The organism is Streptomyces sp. WG7 (genome assembly GCF_049975785.1).
Taxonomy (GTDB): Bacteria; Actinomycetota; Actinomycetes; order Streptomycetales; family Streptomycetaceae; genus Streptomyces.
Map to the genome: position 1 here is coordinate 68,211 of NZ_JBNGGE010000023.1, position 14,678 is coordinate 82,888.

At 71.9% G+C, this 14,678-nt stretch carries 14 protein-coding genes and 1 riboswitch; of the genes, 4 read left to right on the plus strand and 10 right to left on the minus strand.

Annotated elements, in window-relative coordinates:
- Positions 1-176 precede the first annotated feature (176 nt).
- From ACP4J0_RS22375 to ACP4J0_RS22405, 7 genes are read right to left on the minus strand one after another with little or no spacing between them, the layout of a single operon-like run.
- Positions 177-656 (minus strand): PH domain-containing protein, encoded by a 480-nt coding sequence (locus ACP4J0_RS22375; RefSeq protein WP_426600441.1) that lies wholly within the window; start codon positions 654-656, stop codon positions 177-179.
- Positions 657-683: 27 nt separating this feature from the next.
- Positions 684-1,532 (minus strand): ATP phosphoribosyltransferase, encoded by an 849-nt coding sequence (hisG, locus tag ACP4J0_RS22380; protein ID WP_426600442.1) that lies wholly within the window; start codon positions 1,530-1,532, stop codon positions 684-686.
- Positions 1,533-1,579: 47 nt separating this feature from the next.
- Positions 1,580-1,852 carry a phosphoribosyl-ATP diphosphatase gene (locus ACP4J0_RS22385; protein WP_030951748.1) on the minus strand — a complete coding sequence of 91 codons (273 nt, stop codon included), beginning with the start codon at positions 1,850-1,852 and terminating at the stop codon, positions 1,580-1,582.
- Positions 1,853-1,886: 34 nt separating this feature from the next.
- Complete coding sequence (gene ribH / locus ACP4J0_RS22390) at positions 1,887-2,372, minus strand: 6,7-dimethyl-8-ribityllumazine synthase (RefSeq protein ID WP_426600443.1); 486 nt, start codon at positions 2,370-2,372, stop codon at positions 1,887-1,889.
- 57 nt (positions 2,373-2,429) lie between these two features.
- Positions 2,430-3,719, minus strand: coding sequence for a bifunctional 3,4-dihydroxy-2-butanone-4-phosphate synthase/GTP cyclohydrolase II (locus tag ACP4J0_RS22395; protein ID WP_426600444.1), 1,290 nt, complete (start codon positions 3,717-3,719; stop codon positions 2,430-2,432).
- Positions 3,716-4,360: a nicotinamide mononucleotide transporter family protein gene (locus tag ACP4J0_RS22400; RefSeq protein WP_361730428.1), complete on the minus strand. Its 645-nt coding sequence runs from the start codon at positions 4,358-4,360 to the stop codon at positions 3,716-3,718. Before ACP4J0_RS22400 ends, ACP4J0_RS22395 begins: the two co-directional genes overlap by 4 nt.
- Complete coding sequence (locus ACP4J0_RS22405; protein ID WP_426600445.1) at positions 4,357-4,959, minus strand: riboflavin synthase; 603 nt, start codon at positions 4,957-4,959, stop codon at positions 4,357-4,359. The genes ACP4J0_RS22400 and ACP4J0_RS22405 overlap by 4 nt, the downstream gene beginning before the upstream one ends.
- 149 nt (positions 4,960-5,108) lie before the next feature.
- Positions 5,109-5,239, minus strand: a riboswitch (FMN riboswitch).
- A 215-nt stretch (positions 5,240-5,454) separates the two neighbouring features.
- On the opposite strand from ACP4J0_RS22405, the gene ACP4J0_RS22410 reads away from it, so the two are divergent.
- Entirely contained in the window at positions 5,455-7,830 is a 2,376-nt protein-coding gene (locus tag ACP4J0_RS22410) for a chitinase C-terminal domain-containing protein (RefSeq protein WP_426600446.1), read from the plus strand.
- A 131-nt stretch (positions 7,831-7,961) separates the two neighbouring features.
- On the opposite strand, the gene ACP4J0_RS22415 is transcribed toward ACP4J0_RS22410, so the two are convergent.
- The gene (locus tag ACP4J0_RS22415; protein WP_426600447.1) at positions 7,962-9,179 is read right to left on the minus strand and encodes an ROK family transcriptional regulator; all 1,218 of its coding nucleotides are present in this window, start codon (positions 9,177-9,179) and stop codon (positions 7,962-7,964) included.
- Positions 9,180-9,343: 164 nt separating this feature from the next.
- On the opposite strand from ACP4J0_RS22415, the gene ACP4J0_RS22420 reads away from it, so the two are divergent.
- Positions 9,344-10,555 (plus strand): MFS transporter, encoded by a 1,212-nt coding sequence (locus ACP4J0_RS22420; RefSeq protein ID WP_426600448.1) that lies wholly within the window; start codon positions 9,344-9,346, stop codon positions 10,553-10,555.
- On the opposite strand, the gene ACP4J0_RS22425 is transcribed toward ACP4J0_RS22420, so the two are convergent.
- The gene (locus ACP4J0_RS22425; protein ID WP_426600449.1) at positions 10,515-10,973 is read right to left on the minus strand and encodes an acyl-CoA thioesterase; all 459 of its coding nucleotides are present in this window, start codon (positions 10,971-10,973) and stop codon (positions 10,515-10,517) included. The genes ACP4J0_RS22420 and ACP4J0_RS22425 overlap by 41 nt on opposite strands.
- 184 nt (positions 10,974-11,157) lie before the next feature.
- Between ACP4J0_RS22425 and ACP4J0_RS22430 the strand changes: the two genes are divergently transcribed.
- The gene (locus ACP4J0_RS22430; RefSeq protein WP_426600450.1) at positions 11,158-12,573 is read left to right on the plus strand and encodes a uracil-xanthine permease family protein; all 1,416 of its coding nucleotides are present in this window, start codon (positions 11,158-11,160) and stop codon (positions 12,571-12,573) included.
- Here ACP4J0_RS22430 and ACP4J0_RS22435 read toward each other — a convergent pair.
- Positions 12,555-13,712 carry a glycoside hydrolase family 6 protein gene (locus ACP4J0_RS22435; protein ID WP_426600477.1) on the minus strand — a complete coding sequence of 386 codons (1,158 nt, stop codon included), beginning with the start codon at positions 13,710-13,712 and terminating at the stop codon, positions 12,555-12,557. The two genes, ACP4J0_RS22430 and ACP4J0_RS22435, sit on opposite strands and share 19 nt — an antisense overlap.
- A 174-nt stretch (positions 13,713-13,886) precedes the next feature.
- Here ACP4J0_RS22435 and ACP4J0_RS22440 point away from each other — a divergent pair, with 174 nt between their 5' ends.
- Complete coding sequence (locus tag ACP4J0_RS22440; RefSeq protein WP_426600451.1) at positions 13,887-14,582, plus strand: DUF5995 family protein; 696 nt, start codon at positions 13,887-13,889, stop codon at positions 14,580-14,582.
- Positions 14,583-14,678 lie beyond the last annotated feature (96 nt).

The following is a 14,678-nucleotide window of genomic DNA, read 5'->3' on the forward strand; positions in this document are numbered from 1 at the left end:
AGGGGGCGGCGCAGGTACTGCAGGACGGTCCGTCCATCGCCGGAGGGAGTCACTCCTCGGGTAGCGGGAACCCCCGCGCACCGGGCGGAGCGACGGGGGCGAGGACGCGACGGCCGCGTCCTCGTTCCCAGATTAATCACCAGGAGGGTGCCCGCGGCAGGGTCGCCGCACCCGCGTCAGGCGCGGGGCGCCTCGGGGGCGGCGGCGGAACGGGCCTCGACGAGCGCGCGCAGAGCGCGCGCGTCCTGGATGGCGCGCTGCCGGGCGATGCCCGGCTGGATCCCGAGCGCGGGCAGGCTGGTGCCGTCACTGAGGTCCAGGAAGGCCCAGGGGTCGCCCTGCCGGAGGTTGACCCGGAGAACCTCGGCCCAGGCGAGGCGCCGCTTGGTGGTGAGGTTGACGACGGTGACGCCCTCCTCGTCGGCGGTGACCCGGGGCCGGGCCAGCAGGAGCAGGACCCCGGCGAGGAGGAGGGCCGTCAGCACGAAGCTGAGGCGCTCCCCCGTGCCGAGGCCGCCCAACAGCATCCCGACCGCCGAGATGGTCACGAACGTGCCGGCGGCGAGGACGGACAGGACCACCCGGGTGCGGCCCGGCCGGAAGGTCACGGGCAGTGCGGGCAGGTCCGGTGTGGCGTCCGGCGTGGTGTCGGGCATGGCGTCGCTCCGGGTCGTGCTCAGAGATCAGAGACGGCAGGCGTGGATGGCGGTGGTCAGGATGGCCCGCGCGCCGATCTCGTACAGATCGTCCATGATCCGCTGGGCCTCCTTGGCCGGGACCATCGCCCGGACGGCGACCCAGCCCTCGTTGTGCAGCGGGGAGACGGTCGGGGACTCCAGGCCGGGCGTGAGCGCGACGGCCTTCTCCAACTGCTCCACACGGCAGTCGTAGTCCATCATCACGTACGTCCGGGCCACCAGGACACCCTGGAGGCGGCGCAGGAACTGCTGCACCTTGGGTTCCTCCGCGTCCGCGCCGGAGCGGCGGATCACGATGGCCTCGGACTTCATGATGGGCTCGCCGAAGACCTCCAGACCCGCGTTGCGCAGGGAGGTCCCGGTCTCGACGACGTCCGCGATGACCTCGGCGACGCCGAGCTCGATGGCGGTCTCGACGGCGCCGTCGAGGTGGACGACGGAGGCGTCGACGCCCCGGTCGGCCAGGTGCGCCGCGACGATGCCCTCGTAGGAGGTGGCGACGGTCCGGCCCCCCAGGTCCTCGATGCCGTTCGCGGTGCCCGGCTTGGCGGCGAAGCGGAAGGTGGAGCGGGCGAAGCCGAGCGGGAGGATCTCCTCGGCGTCGGCGCCGGAGTCGATCAGCAGGTCGCGGCCGGTGATGCCGATGTCGAGCTTGCCGGAGGAGACGTAGATCGCGATGTCGCGGGGGCGGAGGTAGAAGAACTCGACCTCGTTCGTCGGGTCGACGATCCGCAGTTCCTTGGACTCGCGGCGCTGCTGGTAGCCGGCCTCATGCAGCATCTCCCCCGCGGGGCCTGACAGGGAACCCTTGTTGGGGACGGCGATGCGCAGCATGAGGTCGGCTTCCTTTGTGTGAAGGGGTGAGAAAAAGGGGCTGGGCTTTACAGGTGGGCGTAGACGTCGTCCAGGGAGATCCCGCGGGCGACCATCATCACCTGGACGTGGTACAGCAGCTGGGAGATCTCCTCGGCCGCCGCCTCCTTGCCCTCGTACTCGGCGGCCATCCAGACCTCGGCGGCCTCCTCTACGACCTTCTTGCCGATGGCATGGACGCCCTTGTCGACCAGCTCGGCGGTGCGGGAGGTGGCGGGGTCGCCGTTGGCGGCCTTGTGCTGGAGCTCGGTGAAGAGCTCCTCGAAAGTCTTCTTGGACATGGTGGCGCCCACTTTACGCGTAGTGCCGGGCGGGCTAACGCCACGGTTCGGATACCGAGCGGAGCGTGGCCGCCGTGGCGACGGCCGCGGTCACCGCCTCGTGGCCCTTGTCCTCACTGGAACCCTCGATGCCGGCCCGGTCCAGGGCCTGCTCCTCGGTGTCGCAGGTGAGCACGCCGAAGCCGATGGGGACACCGGTGTCGACCGAGACCTGGGTGAGGCCCTGGGTCACTCCCTGGCACACGTAGTCGAAGTGAGGGGTGCCGCCGTGGATGACGACACCGAGGGCGACGATCGCGTCGTAGCCGCGGCCCGCGAGGACCTTGGCGACCACCGGGAGCTCGAAGCTGCCGGGGACCCGGAGCAGGGTCGGCTCGTCGATGCCCAGCTCGTGCAGGGCGCGCAGAGCGCCGTCCACGAGTCCGTCCATCACCTTGTCGTGCCACTGTGCCGCGATGACGGCGACCCTCAGGTCCCCCACATTGCGTACGGACAGCTCCGGTGCACCCTTGCCGCTCACGTCTCTCCTCGGATCCCTTGTCTACGGGGCTTGCTGGGTTTGCTGGGTCTACTGCGTCTACTGGTTGCCGCAGGTGGACACGGGCGTCGCGTCCAGCCAGGGCAGGTCGTGTCCCATCCGGTCCCGCTTGGTGCGCAGGTAGCGGAGGTTGTGCTCGCCGGCCTGGACGGGCATCGGCTCGCGGCCGGTGACCTGGATGCCGTGCCGTTCGAGGGCGTCGCTCTTGTCCGGGTTGTTGGTCATCAGGCGGACGCCGCGGACGCCGAGGTCGGCGAGGATCTGCGCGCCGGCGCCGTAGTCGCGGGCGTCGGCGGGCAGGCCGAGTTCCAGGTTGGCGTCGAGGGTGTCCCGGCCGCGCTCCTGGAGTTCGTAGGCGCGCAGCTTGGACATCAGGCCGATGCCGCGCCCCTCGTGGCCGCGCAGGTAGACCACGACTCCGCGGCCCTCGGCCTGGATGCGGTCCAGGGAGGCGTCGAGCTGGGGGCCGCAGTCGCAGCGCTGGGAGCCGAAGACGTCTCCGGTGAGGCACTCGGAGTGGATGCGGACCAGAACGCCGGTGCCGTCGCCGATCTCGCCGTGCACGAGGGCGACGTGTTCGACGCCGTCGACGGTGGAGCGGTAGCCGTAGGCCGTGAACTCGCCGTGCCGGGTGGGCAGGTGGACCTCGGCCTCGCGGCGGACGGTGGGTTCGGCGGAGCGGCGGTAGGCGATCAGGTCCTCGATGGAGATGATCGTCAGGCCGTGCTTGCGGGCGAACGGGATCAGCTCGGGCAGGCGGAGCATGCGCCCGTCCTCGCCGGCGATCTCGACGATGGCGCCGGCCGGGCGCAGCCCCGCGAGGCGGGCGAGGTCGACGGCGGCCTCGGTGTGGCCGTTGCGCACGAGCACGCCGCCGGAGCGGGCGCGCAGCGGGAAGACGTGGCCGGGCCGGACCAGGTCGGCGGGCTCGGCGGCACCGCTTGCGAGGAGCCGCAGGGTGGTGGCCCGGTCGGAGGCGGAGATACCGGTGCTCACACCGTGAGCGGCGGTGGCGTCGACGGAGACCGTGAACGCGGTCTTCATCGACTCGGTGTTGTCGCCGACCATCTGCGGGAGCTGGAGGCGGTCCAGCTCGTCGCCCTCCATGGGGGCGCAGATCAGGCCGCGGCACTCGCTCATCATGAAGGCGACGATCTCCTCGGTCGCCTTCTCGGCGGCGACGACGAGGTCCCCCTCGTTCTCGCGGTTCTCGTCGTCGACGACGACGACCGGGCGTCCGGCGGCGATGTCCGCGATCGCCTGCTCGACGGGGTCGAGGCCGAGGTCGTCGACGCCGTCGGTGCTGTAGAGGATCGGTGCCGTGCTCATGCCGGCGCTCCTTCCGGGACGGGCCGCGCCGCAGTGCGGGAGCGCAGCCACCAGTCGCGCAGGCCCCACAGGACGAGCGCGCCGTAGATGACGTAGACGAAGCCGGAGAAGGCGAAGCCGTTGGCGAAGTTCAGCGGGACGCCGACCAGGTCGACCAGCAGCCAGGCGAACCAGAACTCGACCATGCCGCGTGCCTGGGCGTACATGGCGACGACGGTGCCGACGAAGATGTACGCGTCCGGCCAGGGGTCCCACGACAGGGTGGGGAAGGCGGTGAAGAGGCCGCCGACCGCGAGGGTGCCGACGGCGGCCGCGGCGAGCAGGGCGCCGCGTTCGCGCCAGGTGGCGAACCGGACGGCGATGGAGCCGTCCTGGGTCTGCTGCCGGCCGCGGTTCCACTGCCAGAAGCCCCAGGCGGCGACGACCATGACGACGATCTGCTTGCCCGCGCTGCCCGAGAGGTGGGCGGTGGCGAAGGCCGTGAAGAGGACGAGCCCGGAGACGAACTGCACGGGCCAGGTCCAGATGGAGCGTCGCCAGCCGAGCGCGAGGCCGAGCAGACCGATCACGTTGCCGATCATGTCCGACCACTTGATGTGCTGGTCGAAGAGCGTGAACGCCTCGGAGTTGAGCCAGTTCACCGGGTGCCCCCCTGGGTGCCGAGCAGCCGCTCGACGTACTTGGCGATGACGTCCACCTCGAGGTTGACCGGGTCGCCGGGCTGCTTGAGGCCGAGCGTGGTCAGGGCGAGGGTGGTGGGGATGAGGCTGACGGTGAAGAAGTCGGGGCCGGCGTCGACGACGGTGAGGCTGATGCCGTCGACGGTGATGGAGCCCTTCTCCACGACGTAGCGGGTGAGGTCGGCGGGGAGGGAGATCTTCACGAGCTCCCAGTGCTCGGAGGGCTTGCGCTCCAGGATCTCGCCGGTGCCGTCGACGTGGCCCTGCACGATGTGCCCGCCGAGGCGGGCGCCGACGGCGGTGGGGCGCTCCAGGTTGACGCGGGAGCCGGTGGTGAGGGCGCCGAGGCTGGAGCGGTTCAGGGTCTCGGCCATCACGTCCGCGGTGAACTCGTCATCCTCGTGGTCGACGACCGTGAGGCAGACGCCGTTGACGGCGATGGAGTCGCCGTGCCGTGCCCCTTCGGTGACCACGGGGCCGCGCACGCGGAAGCGACAGGCGTCGTCGAGTGTCTCGACGGCGGTGATCTCGCCCAGCTCTTCGACGATTCCGGTGAACACTTCCCGGGTCCTCCTGCCTCTTCGGGCACGGACTCCGGGGCTGTCGAGAACGACAGAGATCGCGAGCGAGGGCACCGGGAGCGACGCCGGACGGGCCCACCCGTGACGGGCGGGCCCAGAGATCGGCGGCGCGCACGTGTGCTCGCCCGCGGCGCACTGCCTCCCATCCGGACTTTAACCGTCGGTCCAGGAATTTCACCTGGTCAACCGGTCGCTGGAGGCGACCGGGTCGCGGACTGTAACCGCCGGTTCGGACTTTCACCGACCCCGGAGTGCGCTGCTTCTGGTACACGGCCAGTGTGCCACGACTGATCCCGGTCCATGCGGACGGAGTGTGTGGAGTGGCTCACAGAGTGCTCACTCCCGGGCCCGGTCGCGCCACGGCCGCCCCCAACCGGGGTGCCGCCCCTCCGCGTTGAGATTGGTCCATACCTATTGACTCACTGGTCTAGTCCTCTCTAGGGTCTGCGCAACTTCCGTGGAGAGGAACCGACTGTGCCTTCCCCGTCACGCTCCAGAACCCGCCACAGAGCGGGGCCGGCCCTGTTCGCGGCGGCCGCCGCCGTCGCCGGCCTCCTGCTGGCCGGCCTCCCGGCTACCGCCTCGCAGGCCGCCGGCCAGGAGACCTGTCGTCCCGACGGGCTCTACCGGACCCCGGGCGTCGATGTCCCCTACTGCTCGGCCTACGACTCGGCGGGCCGGGAGAAGATGGGCGCGGACCACCCGCGCCGGGTGATCGGCTACTTCACGGGCTGGCGCACCGGCAAGGACGGCAAGCCGGCGTATCTGGCCTCGGACATCCCGTGGGACAAGATCACCCACATCAACTACGCCTTCGCGCACGTGGACGGCGGCAACAAGCTCTCCGTCGGCCCGGACAGCGCGAAGAACCCCGCGACCGGCATGACGTGGCCGGGGGTCGAGGGCGCCGAGATGGGCCCGGACCTCCCCTACAAGGGTCACTTCAACCAGCTGAACAAGTTCAAGAAGCAGCACCCGGACGTCAAGACGATGATCTCGGTGGGCGGCTGGGCCGAGACGGGCGGCTACTTCGCCGACGACGGCACGCGCGTGGACTCGGGCGGCTTCTACTCGATGGCCACCAACGCCGACGGCTCGGTCAACCAGGCCGGCATCGACACCTTCGCCGACTCGGCGGTCGACTTCGTGCGGAAGTACGGCTTCAACGGCGTCGACATCGACTACGAGTACCCGACGACGATGAAGGACGCGGGCAACCCGCTCGACTGGTCCTTCGCGAACGGCCGCCGGGCCGGGCTGGTCAAGGGCTACGCGGCCCTGATGAAGACGCTGCGCGAGAGGCTCGACCGCGCGGGCGCCGCGGACGGCAGGCACTACCTCCTCTCCGTCGCCGCGCCCTCCTCCGGCTACCTGCTGCGCGGCATGGAGACCTTCCAGGTCCAGAAGTACCTGGACTACGTCAACATCATGTCCTACGACCTGCACGGCGCCTGGAACGAGCACGTCGGCCCGAACGCCTCCCTCTTCGACGACGGCAAGGACTCCGAACTCGCCGCCGCGAACGTCTACGGCAGCGCCCAGTACGGCGGCATCGGCTACCTCAACACCGACTGGGCCTACCACTACTTCCGCGGCTCCATGCCGGCCGGCCGCATCAACATCGGCCTGCCGTACTACACCCGCGGCCACAAGAACGTCCAGGGCGGAACCGACGGCCTGTGGGGCAGGGCGTCCGCCTCCTCCTGCCCGGCGGGCTCCGGCCTGACCAAGTGCGGTGACGGCGCCGTCGGCATCGACAACCTCTGGCACGACCTCGATACCAACGGCATGGAGTCCCCGGCGGGCTCCAACCCGATGTGGCACGCCAAGAACCTCGAGAAGGGCATCGTCGGCGACTACGTCACCGACTACGGCTTCCCGGCGGACACGAAGCTGACGGGCACCTATGCCCGCAAGTACGACCCGACGCTGGTCGCGCCCTGGCTGTGGAACGCCGAGAAGAAGGTCTTCCTCTCCACCGAGGACGAGCAGTCGGTCGGGGCCAAGGCCGACTACGTGGTGGACCGCGGTATCGGCGGCACCATGATCTGGGAGCTGGCCGGCGACTACGACTGGAACGCCGCCAAGGGCCAGTACGAGACGGGCGACACGCTCACCTCGCTGATGTACGACACGTTCAAGTCGGCCGCGCCGTACGGCGCGAAGAAGTCGAACGCGGACCTGCCGACGGAGGCCGTGGACGTGGACGTGGAGTTCACGGACTTCAAGCTGGGTGACTCCAACTACCCGATCACTCCCAGGCTGCGGATCACGAACAACACGAAGACCGCGCTGCCGGGCGGCACCGAGTTCCAGTTCGACTACGCGACCTCGGCCCCGGGGAACGCCTCCGACCAGTCCGGTTTCGGCACCAAGGTCATCAGCAGCGACCACACGGGCGGCAACGCGGGCGGCCTGAAGGGCGACTTCCACCGGGTGTCGCTGAAGCTGCCGGCGTGGCAGTCGCTGGCGCCGGGCGCGACCGTGGACCTGTCGTTCAACTACTACCTGCCGGTGTCGACCCCGTCGAACTGGACGGTGACGATCGGCGGCACGGCGTACGCCCTGGCCGGCGACCTCGCACGGGGCACGACCGTGGTGGACCCGGGAACGCAGACACCGACCCCCACGCCGACGCCCACGGGCACGGAGAGCCCCGGCCCGAGCCCGAGTCCGACGGACGGCGCCGGGCAGTGCGCGGCCCCGGCCTGGGAATCGGCCGCGGCGTACGGCGCCGGCGTCACGGTCTCCCACGAGGGGCACTCGTGGAAGTCCAAGTGGTGGACGAAGGGCGAGGAGCCCGGCACCACCGGTGAGTGGGGCGTCTGGCAGGACCTCGGCGCCTGCTGACCCCGACGAGACCGGCCCGGCGGCGGTGACGAAGGCCCTTGCCCGCCGCCGGGCCACCCAAGGTGCCGGCCCGTACCACCCCAGAGGCACCACCGCCACCGCCACGGAAGGGGCGTCGAGCGCCCCGCCGGCTACCGCTCCGGCGGGGCGAACAGCTCGTCCTGGGCGCGGTCGCGGGCGGTCAGCAGTGCCCCGCGCAGTACGGCACCGCCGCCCAGCGTGCTGGGCCGCACCTCGGTGGCCAGCGGTGACATCCGGGTGAGGCGGTGCTGGACGCGGGCGGCGAGCGTGTCGGCGCCGGCCCGGCCCACCTCGCCGGCCAGCACCAGGCAGCCGGGGTCCAGGACGGAGACGACGGCGGCGGCCCCGAGGGCGATCCGGTCGGCGAGCTCGTCGAGGAACCGCTCCGCGGCCGGATCCGGGGCCGGGTGCCGGCCCCGGGACGTATCCGCCCGGCGTACCGCCTCCCGTACCAGCGCGGCGGCGTGCGGCTCGGGCCCCTCGGGCACTGCCGTCACCCCGTGCCGCGCCGCCAGGGCGGTCACCGCCGCCGCACCGGCCACGGAATGGAAGCCGCCGTCGCAGTCGGTGGCCGACGGCAGGCCCGGGGTGCCCGGCACCGGCAGGAAGCCGATCTCGCCCGCGCCGCCGGAGACACCCCGCCGCAGCGTGCCGTCGAGGACGACCGCGGCGCCGATGCCCAGGCCGAGCCAGAGCAGGACGAACGTGTCCCGGCCCCGGGCCGCCCCGTCGCGCTGCTCGGCCAGGGCGGCGAGGTTGGTCTCGTTCTCGACGCCGATCCGCGCCTCGGGGAACTTCTCCTGCACCGCGGCCACCAGCCGGCGGTGCCACTCGGGCAGCCCGGTGGAGTCGCGCAGCTCACCACTGGCCGGGTCGATCAGGCCGGGCGCGCCGATGCCGACGCTGTGCAGCCGGTCGGCCCCGGCCTCCTTCGCCGCGCGCTCGACCAGGCCCACCGCCTGTTCCACCGCGGGGCCCGTCCCAGTGTCGTCACGGATCGGCACGGACGCCTCGGCGAGCACCCGGCCGAGCAGGTCGGACACCAGCACGGCGACGCCCTCGGTGCGTACGTCCAGGGCGGCGAGGTGGGCGCGTCCGGCGACGATGCCGTACAGCTTGGCGTTCGGTCCCCGGCGCTGCTCGCCCGACTCTCCCGCCACCTCGACCAGGCCGGAGGCGGTGAGGCGTTCGACGAGGTCGGCCACGGTGGGCCGGGACAGGCCGGTCAGTTGCTTCAGCTGCCCTGCCGTCAACGGGCCCTCCTGCTGGAGCAGGTGCAGGGCGAGCCGGTCGTTGATGGCCCGGGCGGTGCTCGGGGATGCGGGCATGCCGGGATCCTTCCAGATCGGCGGCGCGGGGGCCCGCGCCCATATTCCCTATCTATCAGGCAGGGTTCCTGATAGTTTACGCGGCGCGGTGGGCGCAGTGAGCGCGGTGAGCGCCGTGACGCCAGGCAGTCGAACCGGTGCAGACCCGACGGAGGGGCCAGAGAATGAGCGCAGTGGTCTACGAGCAACGCACGGTGAGGCGCGCCCGGTACGCCGTGGCGGCCGTGTTCGCCGTGCACGGCGCCGTCACCGGCTCGTTCGCGACACGCGTGCCGTGGATCCAGGACCATGCCGGGGTGAGCGCGGGCCAGTTGGGTCTGGCGCTCGCGTTCCCGGCGATCGGCGCGTCGGTCGCCATGCCGCTGGCCGGCAGCGTCAGCCACCGCTTCGGCGCCCGCACCGCGCTGCGCGGTCTGCTGGCCCTGTGGACGCTGGCGCTCGTCCTGCCCTCCCTCGCCCCGAACCTGCTCACCCTCTGCCTCGCCCTGTTCGTCTACGGCGCCACGGCGGGCATGTCGGACGTGGCGATGAACGCGCTCGGCGTCGAGGTCGAGAACCGGCTCGACAAGTCGATCATGTCCGGGCTGCACGGCATGTGGAGCGCGGGCGCCCTGATCGGCTCGGCGGCCGGCACGCTCGCCGCCCACCTGGGCTCGGACGCCCGGCTGCACCACGCCCTCGCCGCCGCGGTGCTGACCGTGGCGGGCCTGGTGGCCTGCACCTGGGTGCTGGATCTCCAGCCCGCCGAGGACGAGGACCCGCCCCCGAGGTTCGCGCTGCCGCCCCGGTCGGCGCTGCTGATCGGCGCGGTCGGGTTCTGCGCGGTGTTCGCGGAGGGTGCGAGCCTGGACTGGTCGGCGGTCTACCTCCGGGACCAGTTGGAGGCCTCGGCCGGTCTGGCGGCGGCGTGCACGACGGGCTTCACGCTCACCATGGCGCTGGCCCGGTTCGCCGGTGACAGGGTGGTGGACCGGTTCGGCGCGGTGCGCACGGTCCGGGTGAGCGGTGTGCTGGCCACCCTCGGCGGTCTGCTCATCGTCCTCGGGAGCCACCCGGCGGTGGCGATGACCGGCTTCGCGCTGATGGGCCTCGGCATAGCCGTCGTCATCCCGCTGTGCTTCGCCGCGGCCGGCCGTGCCGGCTCCAACCCCAGTCTGGCCATCGCGGGTGTCGCCACCATCACGTACACCTCCGGCCTGGTCGCCCCGAGCGCGATCGGCGGTCTGGCCCAGGCGACCAGCCTGGTGGTGTCGTTCGGTCTGGTGACGGTGCTGGCCTGCTGCCTGGTGGTGTTCGCGAAGGTGCTGCGCGCCGGGGACCGGGAGCGCCCGAAGATCAGTCCGTCGAGCGCAGCAGTGCCCGACCGGCAGTCCTGAAGGTGTCGCTCCACGGCGCCGGGCGCAGCGTCTCGGAGTCCAGCCGGACCAGCACCCGGGTGCCGTGGGCGTACGTGGTGGTGCCGTCCGCCGAGCAGAAGCGGAAGCCGTACGTCAGCCCGGTCGTGCCGAGCCGGTCCAGCCAGAGGTGGACGGCGTACGCGCCCGGCCGGGTGACCGGCGCCTCATAGGTGATCGTCAGTTCCCTGACCGCGTTGCAGGCGTCGCCGGCCGCCGCCCAGTCGCCCTCGAACCGGAAGCCGTGCTCGGTCCACAGCTCGCCCCAGGCCCGCTCGGCCAGCACCGGGTAGCGGGCGTTGTGCAGCAGGCCGAGCGCGTCCAGGTCGTCGAAGTGGACGGTGACCGGGACGAGCCGGCCGTAGGAGAGGGCGGGGGCGGCGGGGGCTTCGGCGGTCACGGGTGGGCTCCTGGTCCTGCTCGGCTGTGCTCACGTACGGCGGATCCCCTCCATCCTAAGCGGACGCTCAGCAGCTACGGCCGGGGGAAGGTGCTGGTCAGCGGGGGCGCGGGACGTGGGACCCTCCGGTACCCCTGACAATGGTCCGGACAGTCATCACGTACAGAGAAAGCGAAACCTCACCATGGACCTCGGCGTGCGCTGGAAGCTGCACGGTGACGGGCGCACGCCCGCACCCGGAGCGGTGGTCCGCCCCGACGAACGGCTCTCGTGGCCCCGCACGGCCGGGCTCGGCGCCCAGCACGTGGTGGCCATGTTCGGGGCGTCCTTCGTGGCTCCGGTCCTGATGGGCCTGGACCCCAACCTCGCGATCATGATGTCGGGCGTGGCGACCGTCATCTTCCTGCTCGCCACCCGCGGCCGGGTGCCCAGCTACCTCGGCTGCTCGCTCTCCTTCGTCGGCGTCGCCGCGGTGATCCGGGCGCAGGGCGGCACGAGCGCCACGGTGACCGGCGCGGTGCTGGTCGTCGGCGCCGCGCTGTTCCTGGTGGGTCTCGCCGTGCAGCGGTTCGGGGCACGGATCATCCACGCCGCGATGCCGCCGATCGTCACCGGCGCGGTGGTGATGCTGATCGGCTTCAACCTGGCCCCCGTCACCGCGTCCACCTACTGGCCGCAGGACCAGTGGACGGCGCTGCTGGTGATGCTGTTCACCGGTCTGGCCGTGGTGTGCCTGCGCGGTTTCTGGTCCCGGATCGCGATCTTCCTGGGGCTGGTCTTCGGCTACGTGCTCTCCTGGGTCCTCGACCAGGTCTTCGGCAAGATCCACTCGGTGGACGGCAGCGGCAAGCTCACCGACCACTGGCGGCTGGACTTCTCCGCGGTGGGCCAGGCCGACTGGATCGGCCTGCCGTCCTTCCACGGACCGAGCTTCGAGTGGTCGGCGATCCTGGTCGCCCTGCCGGTCGTCATCGCGCTGGTCGCGGAGAACGCCGGGCACGTCAAGGCGGTCGGTGAGATGACCGGCGACAACCTCGACGACAAGCTCGGCACGGCGATCTCCGCGGACGGCGTCGGCTCGATGCTGTCCACCGCGGTCGGCGGCCCGCCGAACACGACGTACTCCGAGAACATCGGTGTGATGGCCGCGACCCGGGTCTACTCGACGGCCGCCTACTGGGCCGCCGCGGGCTTCGCCCTCCTCTTCGGCCTCTGCCCGAAGTTCGGCGCGGTCGTGGCAGCGATCCCCGGCGGTGTGCTGGGCGGCATCACGGTCATCCTCTACGGCATGATCGGGCTGCTCGGCGCGCAGATCTGGATCAACGCCAAGGTGGACCTGCGCAATCCGCTGAACCTGGTGCCGGCCGCCGCGGGCATCATCATCGGCGTCGGCAACGTCAGCATGGAGTTCACCGACACCTTCTCCCTCAGCGGCATCGCGCTCGGCACCGTCGTCGTCATCACCGGCTACCACGCCCTGCGGGTCTTCGCCCCGGCCCACCTCAAGACGCAGGCGCCGCTGCTGGACGAGGGCACGTCGTCGTACGACGAGCAGGTCGAGGAGGACGGTGACGACGGAGTTCAGCGCGCCAAGTCGTAGGCGTAGGACGGCGTGAACGTGCCCGGCTTCCCCTTGCAGCCGTCCGACTCCCCGGGCAGCTTGACCCACAGGTAGGCGTCGATGCGCCCCATGCCGGTGCTCAGGGTCGGTGCGCGGCCGAGCGTGCGGCCCGCCGGGTCGCACCACTCGCCGTCGGCGGGGGCGCCGTTGCCGTTGCGGCTGGTGTCGATGACGGCGCCCAGGCTCGCGGGGCCGCCGAGGGCGTCGAGGACCGCGCGGTCGTAGGCGACCTCGTCGGCGGTGACGTGGAAGTTGGAGACGTTGCTGAAGATGCCGTCGGAGGAGTCTGTCGAGGCGGCGCCGGCCTGCCTCAGCCAGCCCGCCTGCTTGGCGGGCGCGTGCCAGCCGGAGTGGCCCGCGTCGTAGTAGACCCGGGCGTTGGGGTTGGCGTCCTTCAGGACCCGGCCGGCGCGGGCCAGGGAGGCGAAGCGGTCGGCGCGCTCACCGGCGGACATGCACTCCGCCTGGGCCACCGAGTCGGGCTCCAGGACGACGATGACGTCACCGGAGCCGAGCCCGGCGGCGAAGCGGTCGATCCAGTCGTCGTACGCGTCGAGGTCGGGCGCCCCGCCCTGGGAATGGCCGCCGCAGTCCCGGTCGGGTATCGCGTACGGCACCACCACGGGCACCCGGCCCGCCTCGGCAGCGCCCGAGGTGACGGCGCGGACCCGGGAGGTGATCGTCCCGGGCGTGTAGTCGGCGAACCACACGGCGGCCGGGTGATCGGCGATGCGGGACTGGATGAGGTCCTGGCGCGGGTCGTCGGGGTGGGCCCGGACCCAGTCGAGGACCTGGGACTCGGGGTGCCGGTAGAGCCGGGTCGGGCCCGGGGCCGTCCGGGGCTCCTTCTTCTCGGCCTTCCCGGACTTCTCGGACGTATCGGGCTTCTTCGTCGGCGAAGGGCCGGGACTCGCCTTCTTCACCGGGGCGGAGGCCGAGGCGGAGGCGGACGGTGTCGCCGACGACGGGGACGGTTGGACGGGCAGGGACTGCAGCCGCGGCGACCACGTCACTTCCGGACGGGCCTCGTCCGCACTGCCGCCGTCCTCGTCGCCGAACGCGGACAGCATGCCGGTCGCGGTGCCCACCGCGACCACGACGGACGCCGCCGCGACCATCGCGCTGCGGCGGGCGGCACGCCTGCGCTCGGCCCTGCGAGCGGCCAGGCGCCGGGCACGAAGGCCTGACACGTGTGGTTCCCCCTCCCCCGCACGGCGGGCGCGTTCCCCCGTTCTGGGGAAGCGTCGGGCCCGCCGGCACTCCCGCCAGCCTAAAGCTGCGACGCTGCCGCCATGGCGCACAGCGAACAAGTCACGGCGGCCGTCCGGTCGGTGGACGCGGTCCTCTCCCGGATGCGTGCCCTCGACACGACGCTGCCGGCCCGGGACGGGGTGGCGGTCTTCAACCGCGTCTACCTGACCGTCACCGAGGCGGTCGACCGGCACATCGACGGCGGTCGTTTCACGGACTCCAGGGCCGCGATCGCGCTGGATGTGCGGTTCGCGGAGCGCTATCTGGCCGCCGTCGACGCGCTGGAGGACGGGCACCGTCCGCCCGCGTGCTGGCGGCCCCTGTTCCAGTTCCGCCGCCATCCCGGCGTACGGCCGTTGCAGTTCGCGCTGGCGGGCATCAATGCGCACATCGGCCACGATCTCGCGCTCTCCGTGGTGGACACGTGTCGTACGCTCGGCTGCGAACCCGTCGACCTGGAGGATGAGTTCGACCGGGTGGGTGATCTCCTCGTGTCGCTGGAGGAGCGCGTCCGCGACGAGCTGATGCCGGGTCCCGACCTCCTGAGGATCACCGACCCGCTGGCCCATCTGCTCGGCTCCTGGAGTCTGGAGCGGGCCCGCGACGCCGCCTGGGCGGCGGCCCGCGCGCTGTGGGCGCTGCGCCGGCTGCCCGACGTCGCCGGGGAGTTCACCGAGCGGCTGGACGAGGCGGTGGGCTTCGCGGGCCGCATGCTGCTCACGCCGCTACCGGACTGATCCGCCGGGTGTTCCCGCGGGGCGCTCGCTCCCGGACATGCCCCACGCGGCCGTACGACCTCGGCGGGGACGTTCCCGCCGTGTCCCGCGCGGCGG